The 22,728-nt window shown below is 66.4% G+C and carries 20 protein-coding genes; 9 read left to right on the top strand and 11 right to left on the bottom strand.

What is annotated here, in order from left to right; all coding sequences use genetic code 11:
* Positions 1-38: 38 nt before the first annotated feature.
* The 4 genes from AC1RB9_RS28655 to AC1RB9_RS28670 all read left to right on the top strand — a co-directional run bounded on the left by AC1RB9_RS28655 (position 39) and on the right by AC1RB9_RS28670 (position 3,711).
* Complete coding sequence (locus AC1RB9_RS28655) at positions 39-983, top strand: AEC family transporter (protein WP_003096914.1); 945 nt, start codon at positions 39-41, stop codon at positions 981-983.
* Positions 980-1,342: a DUF2388 domain-containing protein gene (locus AC1RB9_RS28660; protein ID WP_003102543.1), complete on the top strand. Its 363-nt coding sequence runs from the start codon at positions 980-982 to the stop codon at positions 1,340-1,342. The genes AC1RB9_RS28655 and AC1RB9_RS28660 overlap by 4 nt, the downstream gene beginning before the upstream one ends.
* A 279-nt stretch (positions 1,343-1,621) precedes the next feature.
* Positions 1,622-2,926, top strand: coding sequence for a CitMHS family transporter (locus tag AC1RB9_RS28665; protein ID WP_003096918.1), 1,305 nt, complete (start codon positions 1,622-1,624; stop codon positions 2,924-2,926).
* A 20-nt stretch (positions 2,927-2,946) separates the two neighbouring features.
* Positions 2,947-3,711, top strand: coding sequence for a TerC family protein (locus AC1RB9_RS28670; protein WP_003096920.1), 765 nt, complete (start codon positions 2,947-2,949; stop codon positions 3,709-3,711).
* Positions 3,712-3,716: 5 nt separating this feature from the next.
* On the opposite strand, the gene prfH is transcribed toward AC1RB9_RS28670, so the two are convergent.
* The 3 genes from prfH to AC1RB9_RS28685 all read right to left on the bottom strand — a co-directional run bounded on the left by prfH (position 3,717) and on the right by AC1RB9_RS28685 (position 6,635).
* A complete protein-coding gene (prfH, locus tag AC1RB9_RS28675; protein WP_003458295.1) occupies positions 3,717-4,331 on the bottom strand; it encodes a peptide chain release factor H in 615 nt (204 codons plus the stop codon).
* Positions 4,328-5,467: an RNA ligase RtcB family protein gene (locus AC1RB9_RS28680; RefSeq protein ID WP_003121369.1), complete on the bottom strand. Its 1,140-nt coding sequence runs from the start codon at positions 5,465-5,467 to the stop codon at positions 4,328-4,330. The genes prfH and AC1RB9_RS28680 overlap by 4 nt, the downstream gene beginning before the upstream one ends.
* A gap of 367 nt (positions 5,468-5,834) precedes the next feature.
* A complete protein-coding gene (locus tag AC1RB9_RS28685) occupies positions 5,835-6,635 on the bottom strand; it encodes a substrate-binding periplasmic protein (RefSeq protein ID WP_003121370.1) in 801 nt (266 codons plus the stop codon).
* Between the two features lie 353 nt (positions 6,636-6,988).
* Between AC1RB9_RS28685 and AC1RB9_RS28690 the strand changes: the two genes are divergently transcribed.
* Both AC1RB9_RS28690 and AC1RB9_RS28695 read left to right on the top strand, forming a co-directional pair.
* Entirely contained in the window at positions 6,989-8,737 is a 1,749-nt protein-coding gene (locus AC1RB9_RS28690) for a Na/Pi cotransporter family protein (protein ID WP_003096931.1), read from the top strand.
* 68 nt (positions 8,738-8,805) lie between these two features.
* On the top strand, positions 8,806-10,179 hold the full coding sequence (locus AC1RB9_RS28695; protein WP_003121371.1) for a M16 family metallopeptidase: 1,374 nt from the start codon (positions 8,806-8,808) through the stop codon (positions 10,177-10,179).
* Between the two features lie 5 nt (positions 10,180-10,184).
* Here AC1RB9_RS28695 and AC1RB9_RS28700 read toward each other — a convergent pair whose 3' ends face one another.
* Positions 10,185-10,745: a GNAT family N-acetyltransferase gene (locus tag AC1RB9_RS28700; RefSeq protein ID WP_003096934.1), complete on the bottom strand. Its 561-nt coding sequence runs from the start codon at positions 10,743-10,745 to the stop codon at positions 10,185-10,187.
* Between the two features lie 142 nt (positions 10,746-10,887).
* On the bottom strand, positions 10,888-12,177 hold the full coding sequence (gene tcuC, locus AC1RB9_RS28705; RefSeq protein WP_003096941.1) for an MFS transporter: 1,290 nt from the start codon (positions 12,175-12,177) through the stop codon (positions 10,888-10,890).
* A gap of 373 nt (positions 12,178-12,550) precedes the next feature.
* On the opposite strand from tcuC, the gene AC1RB9_RS28710 reads away from it, so the two are divergent.
* A complete protein-coding gene (locus AC1RB9_RS28710; RefSeq protein ID WP_003458299.1) occupies positions 12,551-13,591 on the top strand; it encodes a DUF5924 family protein in 1,041 nt (346 codons plus the stop codon).
* 18 nt (positions 13,592-13,609) lie between these two features.
* On the opposite strand, the gene AC1RB9_RS28715 is transcribed toward AC1RB9_RS28710, so the two are convergent.
* The 4 genes from AC1RB9_RS28715 to AC1RB9_RS28730 form a co-directional block, all read right to left on the bottom strand.
* Positions 13,610-14,839 (bottom strand): nucleoside recognition domain-containing protein, encoded by a 1,230-nt coding sequence (locus AC1RB9_RS28715; RefSeq protein ID WP_003096953.1) that lies wholly within the window; start codon positions 14,837-14,839, stop codon positions 13,610-13,612.
* Between the two features lie 104 nt (positions 14,840-14,943).
* Positions 14,944-16,278, bottom strand: coding sequence for a glutamate/aspartate:proton symporter GltP (gltP, locus tag AC1RB9_RS28720; protein WP_003096956.1), 1,335 nt, complete (start codon positions 16,276-16,278; stop codon positions 14,944-14,946).
* A gap of 712 nt (positions 16,279-16,990) precedes the next feature.
* On the bottom strand, positions 16,991-17,458 hold the full coding sequence (locus AC1RB9_RS28725; protein WP_003114119.1) for an inhibitor of vertebrate lysozyme family protein: 468 nt from the start codon (positions 17,456-17,458) through the stop codon (positions 16,991-16,993).
* Between the two features lie 21 nt (positions 17,459-17,479).
* Positions 17,480-17,641, bottom strand: a complete 162-nt coding sequence (locus tag AC1RB9_RS28730) for a DUF1328 domain-containing protein (RefSeq protein WP_003096961.1) — start codon at positions 17,639-17,641, stop codon at positions 17,480-17,482.
* 474 nt (positions 17,642-18,115) lie between these two features.
* Between AC1RB9_RS28730 and algB the strand changes: the two genes are divergently transcribed.
* Both algB and AC1RB9_RS28740 read left to right on the top strand, forming a co-directional pair.
* Positions 18,116-19,465 carry a sigma-54-dependent response regulator transcription factor AlgB gene (gene algB, locus AC1RB9_RS28735; protein WP_003102840.1) on the top strand — a complete coding sequence of 450 codons (1,350 nt, stop codon included), beginning with the start codon at positions 18,116-18,118 and terminating at the stop codon, positions 19,463-19,465.
* Entirely contained in the window at positions 19,462-21,249 is a 1,788-nt protein-coding gene (locus AC1RB9_RS28740) for a KinB sensor domain-containing domain (RefSeq protein WP_003458303.1), read from the top strand. The genes algB and AC1RB9_RS28740 overlap by 4 nt, the downstream gene beginning before the upstream one ends.
* A 34-nt stretch (positions 21,250-21,283) precedes the next feature.
* Here the strand turns inward: AC1RB9_RS28740 and ampDh2 are convergent, their stop codons facing one another.
* Complete coding sequence (gene ampDh2, locus AC1RB9_RS28745) at positions 21,284-22,063, bottom strand: N-acetylmuramoyl-L-alanine amidase AmpDh2 (protein ID WP_003096970.1); 780 nt, start codon at positions 22,061-22,063, stop codon at positions 21,284-21,286.
* 29 nt (positions 22,064-22,092) lie between these two features.
* Positions 22,093-22,686 (bottom strand): MarC family protein, encoded by a 594-nt coding sequence (locus AC1RB9_RS28750; RefSeq protein ID WP_003102836.1) that lies wholly within the window; start codon positions 22,684-22,686, stop codon positions 22,093-22,095.
* Positions 22,687-22,728: the final 42 nt, after the last annotated feature.

Raw genomic sequence — 22,728 nt, forward strand, 5'->3', positions numbered from 1 at the left:
TAAGCCGGACTTGCCCTGTGCCGCAGCCACCTCGCAAGATGAGCGGATTCCACTATCCGGGGGTGCCCGTGACCGCTCTGCTCTACTCCCTCTGGCCGCTGTTCGCCCTCATCGTCGGCGGTTACGCCCTGCGCCGCTGGGACTTTCCCGGCGAAGCCTTCTGGCCTGCCGCAGAACGCCTGAACTACTTCATCCTGTTTCCCGCGCTGCTGTTCAGCAACCTGGCGACCGCGCCGCTGGACGACCCCGGCCTGGCCCGCCAGGCCCTGGCCGTACTGCTCGGGCTCGGCGTCGCCTGGCTCGCCCTGCTGCTCTGCAAGCGCTGGCGCGGCTGGGACGCCGGGCGCTTCGGCGCCATCGCCCAGGGCGTATTGCGCTTCAACACCTATCTCGGCCTGGCCGCGGTCGGCAGCCTGTACGGCAAGCCGGGCCTGACCCTGGCCGCGCTGATGCTGGCGCTGATGGTGCCGACGGTGAACGTGATGTCGGTCTGGGCGCTGACCGCCGAGCGCGGCATCAGCCTGCGCGCGCTGCTGCTGCCGATCCTGAAGAACCCGCTGATCCTCGCCTGCCTCGCCGGCGCACTGGTCAACCTGGCCGGCGTCGGCCTGCCCGGCGGCAGCGATCGCCTGCTCAACCTGCTGGCGGTGGCCAGCCTGCCGCTGGGCCTGCTGTGCGTCGGCGCGGCGCTGAAACCCCAGGAACTCGGCGGCGAAGTCGCGGCCCTTGGCTGGAACTGCGCGGCGCGGCTGCTGGCGATGCCCCTGCTGGCCTTCGCCATCGCTCGCGGGCTGGGCCTGCCGAGCATGGAAAGCGCCGTGCTGGTACTGTTCTTCGCCCTGCCGACGGCGCCCACCGCCTATGTGCTGACCCGCCAACTGGGCGGCGACGGCCACCTGATGGCGGGCATCATTACCTTGCAAACGCTGCTTTCCGGCGCCACTCTGGTCGGCGTACTCCTCGTGCTGCAAGGAAGCCCATGACGACAGGACGCGTCGCCGCCGCCCTCACGGCGCTCTGCCTGCTCTGCCAACCGGCCTTCGGTTTCATCAAGGTGTTTCCCGAATTCGACGACGAACCCGGCGCCGCCACCTTCTTCTGGGCGGCCGTCACCACCGTCGGCCCGTTCATCGGCAGCACCGTCAGCGCACAGGAGTCCAGCGCTGACGAGGGCGACAAGCTCGTCCAGGCGCGGGACGACGCCGCCAGCTTCGTCGCCAGCGACGGTGCGATCCGTGGCGCGTACCTCCAGGCAGCCTTGCAGGTCCTGCGCCAAGCCCCGGAATACGCCGGGTACAGCGACCTGCAACTGGCCGCGGCGCTCCTCGCGCGGCAGCCCTGATCGACCATATATCCGAAATTACCCGCACGTTTCCCGCCGTTATCCAGCGAAAGCTGCCTGAAAGCTTCCCGCCGTAGCATCCGCCCACCACCGGCAGAAGACCGGACACGACGGCGCGCCCACGAGACGCCCGCTTACCCGTACAAAAACAACAATGGTGATTGCCATGCCCCGTTCCGCACACGCCTACAGCCGCACTCCGTCCGCGCGACGCCACCCGCCCGCCGCCTGCTGACCGCACGCCGCACGCCCGTCCGCCGTCTTCCCCGGAGTGAACCCATGCTGACCCTGCTCGCCTTCGCCATGGTGGCGACCTTCATGTTCCTGATCATGACCAAGCGCCTGTCCGCGCTGATCGCGCTGATCCTGGTCCCGATCGCCTTCGCCCTGATCGGCGGTTTCGCCGCCGGCCTCGGCCCGATGATGCTCGACGGCATCCGCACCCTGGCGCCGACCGGCGTGATGCTGATGTTCGCGATCCTCTACTTCGCCATCATGATCGACTCCGGGCTGTTCGACCCGGCGGTGCGCAAGATCCTCCGGCTGGTCAAGGGCGACCCGCTGAAGGTCTCGCTGGGCACCGCGGCGCTGGCGATGATCGTCTCCCTCGACGGCGACGGCTCGACCACCTACATGATCTGCGTGGCCGCCGTACTGCCGTTGTACAGCCGCCTGGGCATGAGCCCGCTGGTGATGGCCTGCCTGATCATGCTCTCCAGCGGCGTGCTCAACATGACCCCCTGGGGTGGCCCCACCGCCCGCGCGGCGAGTGCCCTGCACGTCGACCCGGCGGATATCTTCGTGCCGATGATCCCGGCGATGATCGCCGGGCTGCTGGCGATCTTCGCCATCGCCTGGATCTACGGCAAGCGCGAGCGCGCCCGCCTCGGCGAGCTGCACCTGCCCACCGACCATGAGGACCTGGCGGAGATCAGCGTGTCGCAGTATCCGGAGGCGCGCCGGCCCAAGCTGCTGTGGTTCAACGCTATTCTCACCGTGGTCCTGATGGCGACCCTGATCGCCGGCCTGCTGCCGATGCCGGTGCTGTTCATGATCGCCTTCGGCATCGCCATGATCGTCAACTACCCGTGCATCCAGGAGCAGAAGAAGCGCATCGGCGCACACGCCGAGAACATTCTCGCAGTGGTCTCGCTGATCTTCGCCGCCGGGGTGTTCACCGGCATCCTCTCCGGCACCGGGATGGTCGACGCCATGTCCAAGAGCCTGCTGGCGGTGATCCCGCCGGCGCTGGGCCCATACCTGGCGACCATCACCGCGCTGGTGAGCATGCCGTTCACCTTCTTCATGTCCAACGACGCCTTCTACTACGGCGTCCTGCCGATCCTCACCCAGGCCGCCGCCGAATACGGCATCACCCCGGTGGAAATGGCCCGCGCCTCGATCGTCGGCCAGCCGGTGCACCTGCTCAGCCCGCTGGTGCCCTCCACCTACCTGCTGGTGGGGCTGGCCAAGATCGACTTCGGCGACCACCAGCGCTTCACCCTGAAATGGGCCGTGCTGGTGTGCCTGGCAATCCTCGCCATGGCCCTGCTGCTGGGCCTGTTCCCCCTGTTCAGTAACTGACCGAGACGAGTGACCGCTTCATGGAATGGCTGACCAGCCCGGAAATCTGGATTGCGTTCTTCACCCTGACCGCCCTGGAGATCGTCCTCGGCATCGACAACATCATCATGATCTCGATCCTGGTCGGGCGCATGCCGAAGCACCTGCAGCCACGCACCCGCTTCTTCGGCCTGGCCCTGGCGATGGTGACGCGGATCCTGCTGTTGCTGTCGATCACCTGGGTCATGCGCCTGACCGCCGACCTCTTCCACCTGTTCGGCCAGGGCATCTCCGGACGCGACCTGATCCTGTTCTTCGGCGGCCTGTTCCTGCTCTGGAAAAGCAGCTCGGAGATCTACCAGGGCCTGGAAGGCGAGGAAGAAAGCGGCGATGAACCGAAGGGGTCGGCGGGCGGCTTCATCGGCACCATCATCCAGATCGCGATCATCGACATCGTCTTTTCCCTGGACTCGGTGATCACCGCCGTCGGCATGGTCTCCCACGTGCCGGTGATGGTCGCGGCGATCATCGTCGCGGTACTGGTGATGATGCTCTGCGCCGGCGCCATCAGCGACTTCATCGACAAGCACCCGTCGCTGAAGATGCTCGCCCTGTCGTTCCTCATCGTGGTCGGCACGGTGCTGATCGCCGAAGCCTTCGAAGTCCATGTGCCGAAGGGCTACGTCTACTTCGCCATGGCCTTCTCCCTGGCCGTGGAGGCGCTGAACATCCGCATGCGCGGCGCTGCCGCGCGCAAGCGGGGCGAAGAGCCAGTGAAGCTGCGCAAGGAAGTGCTCGGCGACTGAGCCGCTCAGGCCGGCTCGAAACGCTCGCCGCGGAATACCCGGCGAGCCGCGCCGCGACTGATCCGACCGTGGGCCCGGCGGCGCTCCGCGCGCAGCGCGTCGGCCGCGCTGCTCGCCTGGTCCGCGAGGCGCCGGGCGATCAGCAGGATCGCCAGGCGTTTGTTGGCGTGCTGGCTACGCTGGCTCTGCACCCTGACGCTGATGCCGCTGGCCAGGTGGGTGGCGCGCACCGCCGAGTCGCTGGTGTTGACATGCTGGCCGCCGGGGCCGGAAGAGCGCAGGGTCTCGAAACGGATCTCGCCCTCCAGACTGGCCGGCGGCGCGGCGAAGCGCTCCGCGCCGATGAACCAGTTCTTGCGCGCATGCCTTGCCCGGTAGGGGCTGGGGCAGATCCACTGGATACCGCCGCACCAGCGCTCGGCGAGCGCTTCGGCGGCAGTGCCGCGCAGCCCCAGGAGCAGCGAACGCCAGGTGCGCGGACGCTCGCCGGCCACCTCCTCGATTACCTCGACCTCGACGCCGGCTTGCGCCGCCTTGAGGCACAGCCGCTCGAACGCCTTCGCCACCGCCAGGCAGCATTCCGCCGGCCCCTGGGCCGCGGAGAGTTGCAGCAGGATCATCGGCAGCACTCCCCACGGGTCTTGTAGGTCAGCACCGGCTTCAGGCGGGCGACCAGGCGCAGCAGGCCGGCTTCGAGCAGCGCGCCGACCACCGAGTCGATACCCTTGTAGGCTTCCGGCGCTTCCTCGTAGATCAGTTGGCGGTCGCCACAGATCACCCTGCTGCCAAGGCGCGTACGGCCCAACTGGTCGACGCTGAAGCGCGCCGCCAGACGCTCCCGACACTCGCCGCGCTGCCATTTGCGACCGGCGCCGTGGGCCAGGGAGAACAGGCTCTGCGCGCTCGGCACAGGCTCCACCAGGTAGCTGTAGTCGCCGCGCGAGCCGGGGATCACCAGCACGCCCTGGTCGGCCGGGGTGGCGCCCTTGCGGTGCAGCCAGCCGTCGACGCCATCGACCTGTGCCGGCGCCACCAGGTTGTGGTTGATGTCGAGCAGTTCCAGGCCGTCGCAGCGCAAGCGTTCGAGAATGCGCCGGGCGATGAGCTGGCGGTTACCCTCGGCGAAGCGCAGCGCATCGGCGTGGCGCGCCAGGTAGGCGGAAGCTTCCAGGCTGCCGTCGAGCAGGCCGGCGTGGCCATGCAGGCTGACCTGCTCTTGCAGGATCGCCTGGCCGAGACCGCGCGAGCCACTGTGCACCAGCAGTTGCAGGCGGCCGGCATCGAGGCCGAGGGCGTGCAGGGCGGCCTGGTCGAACACGGTCTCGACCTGCTGTAGCTCGGCGAAGTGGTTGCCGCCACCGATCGTGCCGAGCGCGCGCCAGTGCTCGCGGGCCGGTAGATCCAGGGCTTCGATGCAGTCGCTCCAGGTCTCGTCCAGCGGCAGGTCGAGATTGCCCAGGCGCTTTTCCAGTTTGTCCGCCGACAGCTTGCCGGGGGCCAGGCCGGTTTCCCACAGGGCCATGCCACAGCCGATGTCGTTGCCGACCAGCGCCGGATAGAAGCGACCGACGGAGAAGAACGCCGCGCCGACCGGATAGCCGCGGCCGGGATGCAGGTCCGGGAGACCGACGACGCGGCACATGCCGTCCAGTTCGGCGGTGGTTTGCAGTTGCTGGATCGCCTTGCCTTCGATCCAGGTGCTGTCCGAGGCGATCAGTGCGACGCCCGCGGACAAAGGCTTGATGTAGTTGCCCATAATCCAATCCATGTGATTGAAACGGTAGATCCGGGGGGCAGACCGAAGCCGAGCGGGCACTCGCGGAAGGGCGAAGGGCGTCTAACGGAGAAGTGAAAACCTGGGGAGCGGTGACCGCGGCAGCCGATGACCTCTCGCCGGAAGCTTGCGCGGACGCAAGGGCGGGAATCGTTCAGCGGTGCAGGGGGTCGAGCGGTAGGTTTCGGTGGCCGTTAGGCCAGGCGCAGCCTGCAAAGGGTAGAGAACTGAATCATCGATGTAACCTCCTTTGCGGTGCGTAAGTGGGGGAAATGAAGGGCGAATCCTAGGCGTTTCATTCCCACCGCGCAAGCCCCGGAAAGGCTTCGCGATGGAAATGAGCGGCGCATCACTGCGCCGAAAGAGCCTGCACGGCGCCGGGCACCTCGCTGTTCCAGCGCTGGTAGAGCGCCCGCAGCTCGCCGGACGCCGCCATCTGCCGTACCCGCGCGTCGTAGACCTCGCGCAGGAGCCGGCCGCTGGCGCTGTCGGCGAAGGTCATGAAGGACTCCTTGCCGGGCGGCAGTTGCGCGATCGGGTAGGCGTCGGCCGGCAGATGCGCTTCGCTGCGCTGCTTTTCCAGTTCGTCCGGCTCGTCGAGGAAGAAATCCAGCTCGCCGTTCTGGACCTGCTCGGTGCAACGCTCGGGGCGGACGCACTCGACCAGGGTGAAGTCGCGCTGCTCCGCGGGGATCAGGTTGTAGCTGTGGCGCCAGCCGACGCGCTTGCCGGTGAGGCTGGCGCGGCCGGAAAAGGGCGTCTTCGCCGCATGCATCACGCCGTGGTACTCGATGTCGATCGGCAACTGGGCGTACAGCTTGCCCTCAACGCCGGGGATCTCGCCCGGCACGCCATCGACCATGGAGCCCGCGGTCATCAGCTTGTTGGCGCGGTTCCAGGGCATGTTGATGAATTTCACGTCGAGCCCGTAGGGCGCATAGACCTGCTTCAGCAGGTCCCAGTACAGACCGCTGCCGTCGGCGTTGGTATAGCCTTCCCAGGCCGGCGCGGCGAAGGTCGCCTTGCGGATGTGCGCCTGCTCCAGGCTATCGCCCAGCGCATCGGCCTGAACCACCGGCGCTCCCCCTACCCCGAGCGCCAACACCGCTGCCGAGAGGCAGCCACTGATCCCCGAAAATCGCATCCGCACCACTCCTCTGTATCCCTCTAGACCGGGGCTTTTTAAAAGGTGCAAAGGATACCCTTCCTGTCGGCTAATTCCATGGCCTGTGGCGCAAACGCATGCATCGAACGGAAGGCGAAAAAATCCTCGCCGTTTCGCGGCGCGCACGCTTGAATGAAGGGTAGGCGCCCTGCCGCTCGGGCTGCCGAGACGAACTCCCGCGGGGGGCGCCTGTCCAAATATGACGTTCGTGTTACAACTCGCCTGAACGCTGCCTTTCCATCGTGGCCGTTGGCGCCGTTGTCCGGGCTCCGCGGCGCAACGCACGCGGAACCTGGCGCGAGGTTGGCCATTCGTCGTAGTGCCAGGGGGGCCACGCCATGCTGAAACTGCTCGACCTGCTCTCTGCCGTCGCCCTGCTGGTGTGGGGCACGCATATCGTCCGCACCGGAATCCTCCGGGTCTACGGCGCCGACCTGCGGCGCATCCTCAGTCGCAGCGTGGAAAAACGCCCGCTGGCGTTCGCCGCCGGCATCGGCGTCACCGCCCTGGTGCAAAGCAGCAACGCCACCGCCCTGCTGGCCACCTCCTTCGTCGCCCAGGGCCTGATGGCACTGGCGCCGGCCCTGGCGATCATGCTCGGCGCCGATGTCGGCACCGCGCTGATGGCGCGGGTGCTGACCCTCGACCTGTCGTGGCTTTCGCCATTGCTGATCTTCTTCGGCGTGATTTTCTTCCTCAGCCGCAAACAGACCCGCCTCGGCCAGCTCGGCCGGGTATTCATCGGCCTCGGCCTGATCATCCTGGCGCTCCAGCTGATCGTCGCCGCCGCCGAGCCGATGACCCAAGCCAAGGGCGTCAAGGTACTGTTCTCCAGCCTGACCGGCGACATCATGCTCGACGCGCTGACCGGCGCGTTGTTCGCCATGATTTCCTATTCCAGCCTGGCCGCCGTGCTGCTTACCGCGACCCTCGCCGCATCCAAGGTGATCTCGCTGAAAGTCGCGCTGTGCCTGGTGGTCGGCGCCAACCTCGGCAGCGGCATCCTGGCCATGCTCAGCGCCACCGCGCAAAACGCCGCCGGTCGCCGGGTGGCCCTCGGCAGCCTGTTGTTCAAGGTCGCCGGCTGCCTGCTGGTGCTGCCCCTGGTGGGGCCGCTGGCGGACTGGATGGATCACTGGCAGTTCAGCACAGCCGAACTGGTGATCGCCTTCCACGTGCTCTACAACGCCGCGCGCTGCCTCGCCTGCCTGCCGCTGACCAACGCCATGGCCAGCTTCTGCACCCGTGTGATGCCCGACCGTGCCCTTCCCGACGACGTCGCCCGGCCGCGCCATCTCGACCCCGCCGCCCTCGACACGCCGAGCCTGGCGCTGGCCAACGCGGTGCGCGAGACCCTGCGCATGGGCGACACCGTCGAGCAGATGCTGAACAATCTGATGCAGATCATCCGCGGCGGCGATCCGCTGCTCGGCAAGGACATCCGCAAGCTCGACGACGACGTCGACGCCCTCTACACCGCGATCAAGCTGTATCTGGCAAGGATGCCGCGCGAGGACCTGTCCGAACGCGACAGCCGGCGCTGGGCGGAGATCATCGAGCTGGCGATCAACCTGGAGCAGGCCGGCGACATCATCGAGCACATGCTCGCCGCCGTGCAGGACAAGAAGACCTCGCGCAGCCGCTCGTTCTCCGACACCGGCCTGGAAGAGATCGGCACCTTGTACCAGCAGTTGGTCTCCAACCTGCGCCTGGGTCTCTCGGTGTTCCTCAACGGCGACCTCGACAGCGCCAAGCGCCTGCGCCGGGCCAAGCAGCGCTTCCGTCTGCAGGAACGGCGCTACGCCCATGCCCATGTCGACCGCCTGCACCAGCAGGTGGTACAGAGCATCGAGACCAGCTCGCTGCACCTGGACCTGATCAGCGACATGAAGCGTCTCAACTCGCTGTTCTGCGCCATCGCCTACGCCGTGCTGGACAATCCAGACGCGCCGAGCAGCGCGGCCGACGAGGGCACTCGGCGGGACGAGGACGACTGGGCCGACGAAGTCGACGACATGACCTCGGCGCCGCTGGCCGAGCCAGCGCTCGCCGAGGAGCGAGCGGAAACGCGCCGTTCGCGACATTAGCCGTTCTGCGGGTAGGTTCGTCATGAAGCATCCGCTATTCTCGGTATTTTTAGTTCCAGGCTCGGCCCATGCGTTCGTTGTCCACCCTGCTGCTGTTCTGCCTGCTCTGCCCCTGGTCGTACGCCGACCAGCGCAGCGAGGTCGAAGCCTTCCAGCTGGAAAACGGCATGGGCGTGCTGCTCAAGCCCACCGAGCAGCACCGACACGTCTCGATCCGGCTGGTGGTGGGGGTCGGTTTCGCCGACTTCTCGTGCCGTGAAAAGCAGCTGCCGCACCTGCTCGAGCACCTGTTCTTCAGCGGCCTGGACGGCGGCGACGAGGCCGACCTGGAAGCCCGCATGCAGGCCCTCGGCGGACAATGGAACGCCTACACCAGCGAAGGCGACACCACCTTCGTCATCGAGGCACCTGCCGCCACCCAGCGGCAGGTCCTAGACCTGCTGCTGGACACCATCACCCGCACCGAACTGGACGAGCCGCGCATCGCCGCCGCCAAGCGAGTGATCGAGCGCGAAGGCGGCGGCCATTACTCGCACCTGCAGCGCTGGCTCGACCGCGAGAACCTGGGCCGTGGCGCCATGGACCAACTGGCGGTGGAACTGGGCCTGGCCTGCTCCCAGCGCGCGCCGCTGGCGCCGCTTGGCGCGGAGCAGCTGGAGCGGCTGCGCAGCGACTGGTACGTACCGGGCAACATGACCCTGATCCTGGTCGGTGACCTCGATCCGCGCCTGCCGGCCTATCTGACCCGGACCTTCGGCACCTTGGAAGACCACGAGCTCCCCGAGCGCCGCGAGCTGCCGGCGGCCAACGGGCATGCCGAGGCCAGGCGCACCCTGATCACCCGGCCATTCGGCGAGGGTGCGATGCTGCACTGGATCTATCCGGAGCCGGACGACGCCGACCCGGACGCCATGGTCCTGCTCCAGGCCTATATGAACGACGCGCTGTACGCCGACCTGCGTGTGCGTCGCGGACTCACCTACGGGCCATCGACCGATCGCCAGGTGTTCGCCAACCAGGGCTTCTTCAGCCTCGACGCGGATGTCGAGCGCAGCGACCTACCCGCCACCGAGGCCGCCCTGCGCGAGTTGCTCGGCGGCATCCGCCAGCATGGCCTGGACCCGGGGCGTTTCAAGCGGGTGCAATTCGCCGAGCGCGCCAGGCTGGCCTGGAGCACCCAGGGCAACGCGGCGCTGGCGGACTATTACTGGGGCTCGCTGGCCGACTACGAGGACGGCCATTTCCCCAATGAGGAGCGCCGCCTGGCGAAGGTCAGCCTGCAACAGGCGAACGCGCTGGCGAAGCGGCTGTTCGACGGCGAAGGCTACCTGCGCATCGAAAAGCCGCTATTCGACGACGACATGCTCTACCCATTGCTGCTCGCCGCCGGTCTCCTGGCCAGCGGCCTGCTCTGGTTCGGCCTGCGCCGCCGGCGCGCCTGACCGGGCTACAGGGCCAGGCGGTGGATGACCTGGGTCGAGTCGTCCGGGTCGCGCTGGCCGACGAAGCCCAGTGCGCAACAAAGGTCGCGCATCGCCCGGTTGGCCGCCGAGTCCACCGAATACATCTGGCGGAAGCCGTTGCGCCGCGCCACGTCGATCAGATGGCGCATCAGCACGGCGTCGAGGCCCAGACCCTGGTAGTCGTCGGCGATGGTTACCGCGCATTCGCACTGCCCTTCCTCGCAGCAGGCGGCGTAGCGGCTGATCCCGACCTCGCGCAGCTCACCGTCCTCGTGCACCAGGGCAACGAAGGCCATACTCTGCTGGTAGTCGATGTCCATCAGTTGATCGAGCAGCGCCGGGCTGGCTTCCTTGATCTCGCCGAGGAAGCGGAAGTGGCGGGTCGCCGGGGACAGCCGGTTGATGAACTGGCGTTCGCGCTCCCGGTCCTCCTCGCGCAGGGGACGGATCAGCACGTGGCGGCCATCGTCGAGGGACTCGACCCAATGGTCGCCCTCTACCGCCGCGAACGCGGAAGACCGGCTGGCATTTTGTACATTGGACATGATGCGATCTCCAGGAAGGGAAGGAAGTCGGTACAACCACTTCCTTCCTGTCTACGCGGTTTGGCGCAGCTCCGGTTGATCGACATCAACGCCGCCGCCGCAGCCCCGGCGGGAGCCGACGCACGGCATGCGGCGAAACGCCTCAGGCGTTGGCCAGCTCGGCCTCGGCGATCTCCTTGCCGCGCCGGCGGAACAGCACCAGGGTGGCGAGCAGCCCCAGCAGCGCCGCGCCACTGAGCCAGATGCCCGGGGCCGCGCGGTTGTCCAGGGTGTGGATCAGCCAGGTGCAGACCGCCGGGGTGAAACCACCGAAGGTCGCCGTAGCCAGGCTGTAGGCGAGGGAGAAACCGGTAGTGCGCACGTCCGCCGGCATCACCTCGGTCAACGCCACCACCATCGCGCCGTTGTAGCTGCTGTAGAGGAACGACAGCCACAACTCGACGCCGAGCAGGCCGGCGAAACTCGGCTCGCGGACCAGCCAGGACAGCGCCGGGTAGGCGGTCAGCAGTGCCAGCGCGGAGGCACCCAGCAACAATGGCTTGCGCCCGATGCGGTCGGAGAACGCGCCCATCACCGGCAGCCAGATGAAGTTGGACAGGCCGATGCACATGGTCACCAGCAGGCTGTCGAGGTCCGACAGTTGCAGTTCGTTCTTGCCGAAGGTCGGCGTGTAGGCGGTGATCAGGTAGAACGATACGGTGGTCATCACCACCATCGCGGTACCGGCCAGCACTACGCCGAAGTTCTGCCCGATGGAGCGCAGCACCTGCGACAGCGACGGTCGGTGGGTGCGCGCCTCGAACTCCGGCGTTTCCTCCAGCGAGCGACGGATGACGAACAGCGCCGGAACGATCAGGCAGCCGATGAAGAACGGCACGCGCCAGCCCCATTCGCCCATGTCCTGCGGGCTCAGCCACTGGTTGAGGAGCACGCCGAGCAGGCCGGCGAAGACCACCGCGACCTGCTGGCTGGCCGACTGCCAACTGACGAAGAAGCCTTTGCGTCCTGGCGTGGCGATCTCCGACAGGTAGACCGAAACCCCTCCCAGCTCGACGCCGGCGGAAAAACCCTGCAGGAGCCGGCCGAACAGCACCAGCAACGGCGCCGCCACGCCCAGCGTGGCATAGCCGGGAACGAAGGCGATCAGCAGGGTCCCCATGGCCATCAGGCCGAGGGTGATGATCAGGCCCTGGCGGCGGCCGTGGCGATCGATGTAGGCGCCCAGGAACACCGCACCCAGCGGCCGCATCAGGAAGCCGGCGCCAAAGGTGGCGAGGGACAGCATCAGGGAGGCGAACGGGTTGTCGCCGGGGAAGAAGGTCTTGGCGATGGCGGTGGCGTAGAAGCCATACACCATGAAGTCGTACATCTCGAGGAAGTTGCCACTGACCACACGGAAAATGGCGACACCTTTGGATTTATTAGAGGCCATGGGACACACACTCAGGCAGACACGGGGAAGCGGTCCATGGCGGCGTCGATGGCCACGCAGGCGGGTACGTCATCCATCGACCGAGTTGTAACCATATGTGTAAAAACTCCTGTCGAACAATCTAAAATTGCCCGAAAGGTGCGAATGGAAGGGGTTTGAAAGACTGTCGAAAGCTTCGCGACCATCGGTCGGGAAAGCGACGCCTTTTTCCCTGGTCGACCTCCAGAAAGGAGAGCGGAGCCTCTGTCGGGCGAAGGAAACATTCGCCACGCGGCAGCTGTCCTTCGTTCATACCCAGGAAACCCGGCCGGGGTTATGCTGCGCGCCCCGGCCGGCTGGCCGAGCAGCTCCGATCGAGAACCCGCTGGTCCCCATGCCCAACCAACAACGCCCCGTCCTCAAGGCCCGCCTGGAGCAACTGATCGCCCTGGTCGGCGGCCTGATGGCCCGCTATCCGCGCACCATCGCCCTGTTCGGCTTCTGTTCGGGCGTGTTCAGTTTCATCATGGTCGACCGGCAGAAGGGCTTCGCCCAGGTGCTGGCGATCATCATGCTGGTCAGTTGGGTCTGGTTGATCCTCGAGAACCTCCTGCGGGAGACCTTCGCCCGCCGCTTCGGCTGGGAGATCCCGGCACCGCTGCTGCGCTACGCGACCCAACTGATCCACCAGGAAAGCCTGTTCTTCGTCCTGCCGTTCTTTCTCATCACCACCACCTGGAACAGCGGCCAGGCGCTGTTCACAGGGACGCTGGCCGCCGCGGCGCTGATCTCCATCACCGATCCGCTCTACTATCGCTGGCTGTCCAGGCGTCGCTGGGTGTTCCTCGCCTACCACACCCTGACCCTGTTCGCGGTGTTGCTGACCTCGCTGCCGATCCTGCTGCACCTGACCACCCCGGAAAGCTACCGGTTGTCGCTGGGCATCGCCGTCGTGCTGTCCTTCCCCAGCCTGCTCGTGACCTTCCCGCTACAGCACTGGTGGCGCGGCTTCCTGCTTCTCGGCCTGACCCTGGCAGTGGGCCTGGCCGGCTGGTTCGGCCGTACCTGGGTGCCGCCGGCCACCCTGTGGCTGACCGAAGTGGCGGTGAGCAGCCAGTTCGACGACCAGAGCCGCACGCCCGGCGACAGCCTGGAGCAGGTCGGCGCCAGCCAGTTGCGCAGCCAGGGCCTGTTCGCCTATACCGCGATCAACGCGCCGCGCGGCCTCGACGAGCGCATCTATCACGTGTGGATGTTCAACGGGAAGGAGTTCGACCGCATCGCCCTGGATATCCACGGCGGCCGCAAGGAGGGCTACCGGGCCTGGACCCACAAGCAGAACTTCCCCGGCGACCCGGTCGGCCACTGGCAGGTGAAGGTACTCACCGAGGCCGGACAGATGATCGGTACCCTGCGCTTCGACGTCACCCAGTGACGTCGAAGCCTGGCGACTTCAGGCGAAGAACCAGTAGCACACGCCGATGGAGGCGATGACCCCGGCCAGGTCCGCGGTCAGCGCGCAGCCCACCGCGTGGCGCGCGCGCTGCAGGCCGACCGAGCCGAAATAGACGGCGAGCACGTAGAAGGTGGTCTCGGTACTGCCCTGCACGGTGGCGGCGACCAGCGCCGGGAAACTGTCGACGCCGTGGGTCTGCATGGTCTCCAGCAGCATCGCCCGCGCCGCGCTGCCGGAGAACGGCTTGACCAGCGCGGTGGGCAGCGCCTCGACGAAGCGGCTGTCCCAGCCCAGCCCCTCGACCGCCCAGCGTATCCCGCCGAGTACCACTTCCAGCGCCCCGGAGGCGCGCAACACGCCAACCGCGCAAAGCATTGCGACCAGGTACGGCAACAGGTTCCTGGCGACGTCGAAACCTTCCTTCGCCCCCTCCACGAAGCTCTCGTAGACCGGCACCTTCTTCAGCGCGCCGACGATCAGGAACAGCACGATCAGGCTGAACAGCGTCAGGTTGCCCAGCAGCGAGGACAGCTGCGCCAGCGCGGTGGCCGAGAGCGTGCCGAGCACCGCCATGAAGCCGGCCAGCAGCAACGCGCCGGGGATCAGGTAGGCCAGCACCACCGGGTCCCACAAGCGCAGGCGCTGCATCAGCGCCACCGACAACAGGCCGGCCAGGGTCGAGGCGCTGGTGGCCAGGAGGATCGGCAGGAATACCAGGGTCGGATCGGCCGCGCCCTGCTGCGCGCGGTACATGAAGATAGTCACCGGCAGCAGGGTCAGGGACGAGGCGTTGAGCACCAGGAAGAGGATCTGCGCATTGCTCGCGGTGGTGCTGCTGGGATTGAGCTCCTGCAACGCCTTCATCGCCTTCAGGCCGATCGGCGTGGCGGCGTTGTCCAGACCCAGGCCATTGGCGGCGAAGTTCAGGGTGATCAGGCCGATCGCCGGATGCCCCGGCGGCACTTCCGGCATCAGCCGGCGGAACAGCGGTCCGAGCAGCACCGCCAGGCGCTCCACCAGCCCGGCCTTCTCGGCGATGCGCAGGAAACCGAGCCAGAGCGTCAGGGTGCCGAACAGCAGGACCATCACCTCGACCGCCAGCTTGGCCATGGCGAACAGGCTCTCCACCATCGCCGCGAACACCGTCGCATCGCCGCCGATCAACCAGCGCGCCAGCGCACTCGCCGCCGCCACCAGGAAAAAACCCAACCACAAGCCGTTCAGCATTCAGAATCCCCCGCGTTGCGCGGATGATAGCGGCGCAGGCGGTGCCGGCGCCAGAAACGCCGAGGCCCCGGACGATGCCGGGGCCTCCTGGGCGGGAAGCCGCCTTATTCGAGGGTGGCCTGCTTGCCCTTGGCTTCGCCGACCGCCTGCCGCAGGTGCGGCAGCGAATCCCAGTAGCGCTGGCCCTTGGCCGCGTCGTACATGCCTTCCCACTTGGAGATGACCAGCACCGCGAGGGCATTGCCGATCACGTTGAGGGCGGTGCGCGCCATGTCCATGATGCGGTCCACGCCGGCGATGAAGGCCAGGCCCTCGAGCGGGATGCCGACGCTGCCCAGGGTGGCGAGCAGCACCACGAAGGATACGCCCGGCACGCCGGCGATACCCTTGGAGGTCACCATCAGGGTCAGCACCAGCATGATCTGCTGGCCGATGGACAGGTCGATGCCGTAGAGCTGCGCGATGAAGATCGCCGCGATGCTCTGGTACAGGGTCGAGCCATCGAGGTTGAAGGAGTAGCCGGTGGGCACCACGAAGCTGCTGATCGCCTTCGGCGCGCCGTAGGCTTCCATTTTCTCGATGATGCGCGGCAGCACGGTTTCCGAGCTGGCGGTGGAATAGGCGAGGACCAGGTCGTCCTTGAAGATGCGGATCAGGCGCATGATCGAGAAGCCGAACATCCGCGCGATCAGGCCCAGCACCACCAGGGCGAAGAAGACGATGGCCACGTAGACCAGGATCACCAGCTTGGCCAGCGGCAGCAGCGAGGCGAAGCCGAAGTTGGCGACGGTCACCGCGATCAGGGCGAAGACACCGATAGGGGCGTACTTCATGATCATGTGGGTGACCTTGAACATGGTCTCGGAAACGCCCTGGAACACCTTCACCAGCGGCTCGCGCAGGTCGTTGGGCAGGCTCGACAGGCCGAGGCCGAACATCACCGAGAAGAAGATGATCGGCAGCATCTCGCCACGGGCGATGGCGGCGAAGACGTTGGAGGGAATCAGGTTGAGGATGGTCGCGATGAACGCATGGTCATGCTGCACTTCCTGGGTGGTCTTCTGGTACTGGGAAATGTCCACGGTACCCAGGGTGCTCATGTCGATGCCGGTGCCGGGCTGGAACAGGTTGGCCAGCAGCAGGCCGACGACGATGGCGACGGTGGTGACGATCTCGAAGTAGATGATGGTCTTCAGGCCGATGCGGCCAAGCTTCTTCGCGTCGCCGACGCCGGCGATGCCGACCACCAGCGAGGAAATCACGATCGGCACCACGATCATCTTGATCAGACGGATGAAGATGTCGCCGGCCGGTTGCAGCACGTTGGCGATCCACCAGGCCTTTTCGGCGCTGAAATGGTTGAGCACTGCGCCGACGGCGATACCGAGTGCCAGACCGATCACGATCTGCCAGGCGAGGCTTAGCTTGGCTTTACCCATGTTTCGTCACCCTTAATTCTTGTGGAAGTCGGGAGTCGCTCCAACGGGAGAGTCGCTCCCGACAGGCGAAAGGGCGCAATGATTCATGCGCTCCCCTACCCCGTCTAATGCCGTAAGTGACTGCCCCATGCCGAATCGGCATGAGAAATCACTAATGAAACGTCCGTCCCACAGGAAATTGCCCTTGATTTTCGTACAAGAACAGGGAGCGGAAGGCACTCCGTGCAAGGCCCGGGAGCCTCGTGCCCATCCTGGGAAGTTGAAAGTCGCTCATCATCGCTGCGATGCATGGTCGCAGGACACGCAAGGCCGTCCGGCACGCCATCGCCGGCTGTGGATAAGCGGCATTCTGTGGATAACCGCGCGGTAAAGCCCTTCTGGGAGGGCGCCTCGGAACGCGCGGGCGGTCGATTGTAAAACGACTCCGCCATCCACAGGCATTGATCGATATCAGGGAAGTTCGCGGAGTATCGCTGCGGAAGCCGACGCTCCGCCGGACGGCGGAGCATCGTACCCCTTCTATATATAGAAGCGCGCCGGAAGGCAGCGAGACATCGGTGGCTCCCCTCCGGCGCGTTTTCGCCTGGCCCGACCCCGAAGGAGGTACTCCCTGTACCCCTGGAACCCGCCGGATCGACCTCACCCAGCGCATCCCGGTCCCCTGGCCATGCCCCGCTGCGGGCGGGGCGGTGTCACGCAAGCCCGTTCCGCCTCAGTACCAGTTCGGATCGGCCTTGAGTTGTTCGTCGAGGATCTTCTGTACCGCCGGTTCCGGCTTGCCCAGCCAGCGGAAGCTGGCGTGCTTGCTCGGCGACTTGTCCTGCGGCAGCCCTTCGGGCACCTGCACGTAGAGCCCGTAGGCATGACTCTTGTCCCAATCGAAGGCGACCAGCAGGCGCTGGCCCTTGCAATCGGACTTCTCGCAGAGACCGCCAACCAGATACTTGTCGCCCTGGTCGTCGACGGCATGCATCGGCGTAGCGGTTCCCGAGAGATTCATCACCCAGTCGGGCAAGCGGCTCTCGTCTTCCACCAGGTTCTGCCAGGCCTTGCGGTATCCGGCATCGGTGCTCTGCAGTTCGTTCAAGCGGTATTCGCCGTCCCTGTCGGCCGCCACCGCCAGCGAACTGGCGGCGGCACCGAGCAGCAGTGCGTTCATCAGGTTACGCATGAGTCGCATCGCTTTCTCCTTGGCATCCGGTTAGCCGCGACGGCGTCCGAAGAAGAACGAGACCACGAAGAGCACCAGGAACAGCACGAAGAGGATCTTCGCGATTCCGGTGGCGGCACCTGCGATGCCACCAAACCCGAGGACGGCAGCGATGATGGCGATGATCAGAAAGGTGATAGCCCAACTAAGCATGATGTTTTCTCCTGTGTGCCTTCGGAACTGTCGGTACCGCCTCGGGGCCAGGCCCATCGGGGTAGCGAACCGGCCTGTGTCCATTTTTTCTTCAGGGAGACCGTGACTACCTCATTGCACGCCGCATGCCAGCCTTTCTGAAAAATAAAAACACTTTTAATTCAATAAGTTATAAAACAACCCAGGTAGTCTGCGCAGTTCATCCTGCACGACGCGACAAATTATTCCGGGCGTTTTGCACGATCGGCGCGGTACGCTGTCACATGCAACAGGGAAGCGACCCGGCACCTGCTACCCGGAGCCATCCGTGGAGCCGCCACGGCTTCCCGAAAACCCAAGAACAGACATCGGCAGGTTGCACGCCGCCCTGGCCGCCCGGATGGGCGGCGGGGCGCTCTGCAACTTGCATGGGCTTTCCGGGGACTAACCCAGAAGCCGAATGGCAGTGAATTCCCTAGAGGATAAAAAGCAACGATGGAAACCACTTCCGAAAAACAGGGGCGCATCCTGCTGGTCGATGACGAGTCGGCGATCCTGCGCACTTTCCGTTATTGCCTCGAAGACGAAGGCTACAGCGTGGCCACCGCCAGCAGCGCGCCGCAGGCGGAGGCCCTGTTGCAGCGCCAGGTATTCGACCTGTGCTTCCTCGACCTGCGCCTGGGCGAAGACAACGGGCTCGACGTTCTCGCCCAGATGCGCGTCCAGGCGCCATGGATGCGCGTGGTGATCGTCACCGCGCATTCGGCGGTGGATACCGCGGTCGACGCCATGCAGGCCGGCGCGGTGGATTACCTGGTCAAGCCCTGCAGCCCGGACCAACTGCGCCTGGCCGCCGCCAAGCAACTGGAGGTGCGCCAACTGACCGCGCGCCTGGAGGCCCTGGAGGACGAAGTGCGCCGCCAGGGCGACGGCCTGGAATCGCACAGCCCGGCCATGGCCGCGGTACTGGAGACCGCGCGCCAGGTAGCGGCGACCGACGCCAACATCCTCATCCTCGGCGAATCCGGCTCCGGCAAGGGCGAACTGGCACGCGCCATCCACACCTGGAGCAAACGCGCGAAGAAGCCCCAGGTCACCATCAACTGCCCGTCGCTGACCGCCGAACTGATGGAAAGCGAACTGTTCGGGCACAGTCGCGGCGCCTTCACCGGTGCCACCGAAAGCACCCTGGGCAGGGTCAGCCAGGCTGACGGCGGCACCCTGTTCCTCGACGAGATCGGCGACTTCCCGCTGACCTTGCAACCCAAGCTGCTGCGCTTCATCCAGGACAAGGAATACGAACGCGTCGGCGATCCGGTGACCCGCCGCGCCGACGTACGCATCCTTGCCGCGACCAACCGCGACCTGGGCGCGATGGTCGCCCAGGGCCAGTTCCGCGAGGACCTGCTCTACCGCCTCAACGTGATCGTGCTCAACCTGCCTCCCCTGCGCGAACGCGCCGAGGATATCCTCGGCCTGGCCGAACGTTTCCTCGCCCGCTTCGTCAAGGACTACGGCCGCCCCGCCCGCGGCTTCAGCGAAGCCGCCCGCGAGGCCATGCGGCAATACCCCTGGCCGGGCAACGTACGCGAGCTACGCAACGTGATCGAACGCGCCAGCATCATCTGCAACCAGGAACTGGTGGATGTCGACCACCTCGGTTTCAGCGCTGCGCAATCTGCCAGCAGCGCGCCGCGGATCGGCGAATCGCTGAGCCTGGAAGACCTGGAGAAAGCCCATATCACGGCGGTGATGGCCTCCAGCGCGACCCTCGACCAGGCCGCCAAGACCCTCGGTATCGATGCCTCGACCCTGTACCGGAAGCGCAAGCAGTACGGCCTATGAGCATGCCGCTGCCGATGAAGCTCCGGACCCGGTTGTTCCTCAGCATTTCCGCGCTGATCACCGTCTCGCTGTTCGGCCTGCTGCTCGGGCTGTTCAGCGTGATGCAGCTCGGCCGCGCCCAGGAACAACGGATGTCGCACCACTACGCGACCATCGAGGTGAGCCAGCAACTGCGCCAGTTGCTCGGCGACCAGTTGGTCATACTGCTCCGCGAAACCCCCGACGGGCAGGCCCTGGAGCGCTCGCAAAACGACTTCCGACGAGTCCTGGAACAGGGCCGGGCGAATACCGTCGACAGCGCCGAGCAGGCCGCCCTGGATGGCGTCCGCAACGCCTACCTGCAACTGCAGGCGCACACCCCGGCCCTGCTCGAAGCGCCCATGGCCGACAACGACGGCTTCAGCGAAGCCTTCAATGGCCTGCGCCTGCGCCTGCAGGACCTGCAGCAACTGGCGCTGGCCGGCATCAGCGAAGCCGAGACCAGCGCCCGCCATCGTGCCTACCTGGTCGCCGGCCTGCTTGGCCTGGTGGGCGTCGCCATCCTGCTGATCGGTTTCGTCACCGCCCACAGCATCGCCCGGCGCTTCGGCGCGCCGATCGAAACCCTGGCGCGGGCGGCGGACAGGATCGGCGAAGGCGATTTCGACGTGACCCTGCCGATGACCAACGTCGCCGAGGTCGGCCAGTTGACCCGGCGTTTCGGCCTGATGGCCGAGGCCCTGCGGCAGTATCGCAAGACCAGCGTCGAAGAGGTGCTTTCCGGCGAGCGGCGCCTGCAGGCGGTACTCGACAGCATCGACGACGGCCTGGTGATCTTCGACAACCAGGGACGCATCGAACACGCCAACCCGGTCGCAATCCGCCAGCTGTTCGTCTCCAACGACCCCCATGGCAAGCGGATCGACGAAATACTCAGCGATGTCGATGTCCAGGAGGCGGTGGAAAAGGCCCTGCTCGGCGAAGTCCAGGACGAGGCGATGCCCGACCTGGTGGTGGACGTCGCCGGCGAGTCGCGCCTGCTGGCCTGGTCGCTGTATCCGGTCACCCATCCCGGCGGGCATAGCGTCGGCGCGGTGCTGGTGGTCCGCGACGTGACCGAGCAGCGCGCCTTCGAACGGGTCCGCAGCGAATTCGTCCTGCGCGCCTCCCACGAACTGCGTACGCCGGTGACCGGCATGCAGATGGCCTTCAGCCTGCTCCGCGAACGCCTGGACTTCCCCGCGGAGTCACGGGAAGCGGACCTGATCCAGACGGTGGACGAAGAGATGTCGCGGCTGGTCCTGCTGATCAACGACCTGTTGAACTTCTCGCGCTACCAGACCGGCATGCAGAAGCTCGAACTGGCTTCCTGCGACCTCGTCGACCTGCTCACCCAGGCGCAGCAGCGTTTCATTCCCAAGGGCGAGGCCCGCCGGGTCTCGCTGCAACTGGAGCTGGGCGATGAGCTGCCGCGCCTGCAGCTCGATCGCCTGCAGATCGAGCGGGTGATCGACAACCTGCTGGAAAACGCCCTGCGCCATAGCAGCGAAGGCGGGCAGATCCACCTGCAGGCCCGGCGCCAGGGCGACCGGGTGCTGATCGCGGTGGAAGACAATGGCGAAGGCATTCCCTTCAGCCAGCAAGGACGGATCTTCGAGCCTTTCGTCCAGGTCGGACGCAAGAAGGGCGGCGCCGGCCTCGGCCTGGCGCTGTGCAAGGAAATCATCCAGCTGCATGGCGGGCGCATCGCGGTGCGCTCGCAACCGGGCCAGGGCGCGCGCTTCTACATGCTGCTGCCGGTGTGACCGGGGCCGCTCCCGGCAGGCTTTTCCACAGGCCTCAGGAAGTCGGCACCGCCAGCAGCAGGGCGGCGGTTTCCAGGTCCGGCTCGCCATCGAAGCGGGCCGGACGGTATTTCATCTGGAAAGCGCCGATGACGTCGCGGGTGTCCTTCTCCAGCTCGCCGGTCTGCGGCACCAGGTAACCGTGCCGCGCCAACTGCTGCTGGAACCAGCGCACATCCGGCAGCTGGCCGTTCAGTTCGGCGAGCCGGCGCGCCAATTCGCCGGGCTTCGGCCAGGGCACCAGGCCGGCGTCGGCGAGGCGCTTCCAGGGGAACAGCGGACCCGGATCGACCTTGCGGCCCGGCGCGATATCGCTGTGTCCGATGATCCGGTCCGGGGTGATGCCGTGGCGCTTGGCGATGTCCTTCAGCAGGGGGATCAGCGCCTGGATCTGTGCTTCGCTGAACGGATACCAGACCCGCCCCTGGGGTGTATCGCGATAGCCCTGGTTGACGATCTCGATGCCGATCGAGGTGGCGTTCAGCCAGGTCCGGCCCTGCCATTCACTGACCCCGGCGTGCCAGGCGCGGCGGTTCTCATCCACCAGGCGGTAGACGGTGGCCGGCTCGTCGTCGCCGATCAGGTAGTGCGCGCTGACGCCGCCGTGGGTGAGGATGCCCAGCGAATGCGGCAGATCGGTGGAGGTGTAGTGGAGGACGATGAACTGGACGCGGCTGTCCTGGTTCGCCGAGGTGTAGTCGGTGTTCAGGCGCGGGCCGCTGGAGCAGCCGGCCAGCAGCGACAGGGTGAAAGCCAGTAGAACGAACGAACGCATGATGACTCCGAAAAAAATGGGCAGCGCGGTCAGGCGGCGATGTGCAACACGCTGCGCAGGTTGTCCAACAGCATATCGACGCTGAGCATGATCAGCAGCATGCCGGCCAGCCGCTCGATGGCGGTCAGCCCGCGCGGGCCGAGGAAACGCTGGAGGAACGCCGCCTGCAGCAGGATCAGCGCAGTAGCGGCCCAGGCCAGCACCACCGCCAGGTAAAGCTCCCACAGCGGACCGTCGAAGGTGGTGCGCAGGGTGATCAGCATCGCCAGCGCCGAGGGCCCGGCCACCGCCGGGGTGGCCAGGGGTACCAGCAGCGGCTCGCCGTCGGGCACTTCGCCGAGCAGCCCTTGTGGCGACGGGAAGATCAGGCGCATGGCGATCACGAACAGGATGATGCCACCCGCGATCCCGGTCGCCTCGCGGGACAGGCCGAGGCCGCTGAGGATGTGCTCGCCGAGGGTGAGGAAGAGCAGCAGCAGGCCCAGGGCGAAAGCCAGCTCGCGAAACGCCACGCGCAGGCGGCGCCCAGGTGCGACGCCTTTCAGCGCGGCGAGGAACACGGCGATGTTGCCGAAGGGGTCGGTGACCAGAAAGATCAGGACGGCGACGCCGAACATATCCATGGGAGTTTCCAGAGCGGGACAGCCGGTCATTCTACCGGGCGG

This window comes from Pseudomonas sp. 20-5, assembly GCF_056782835.1.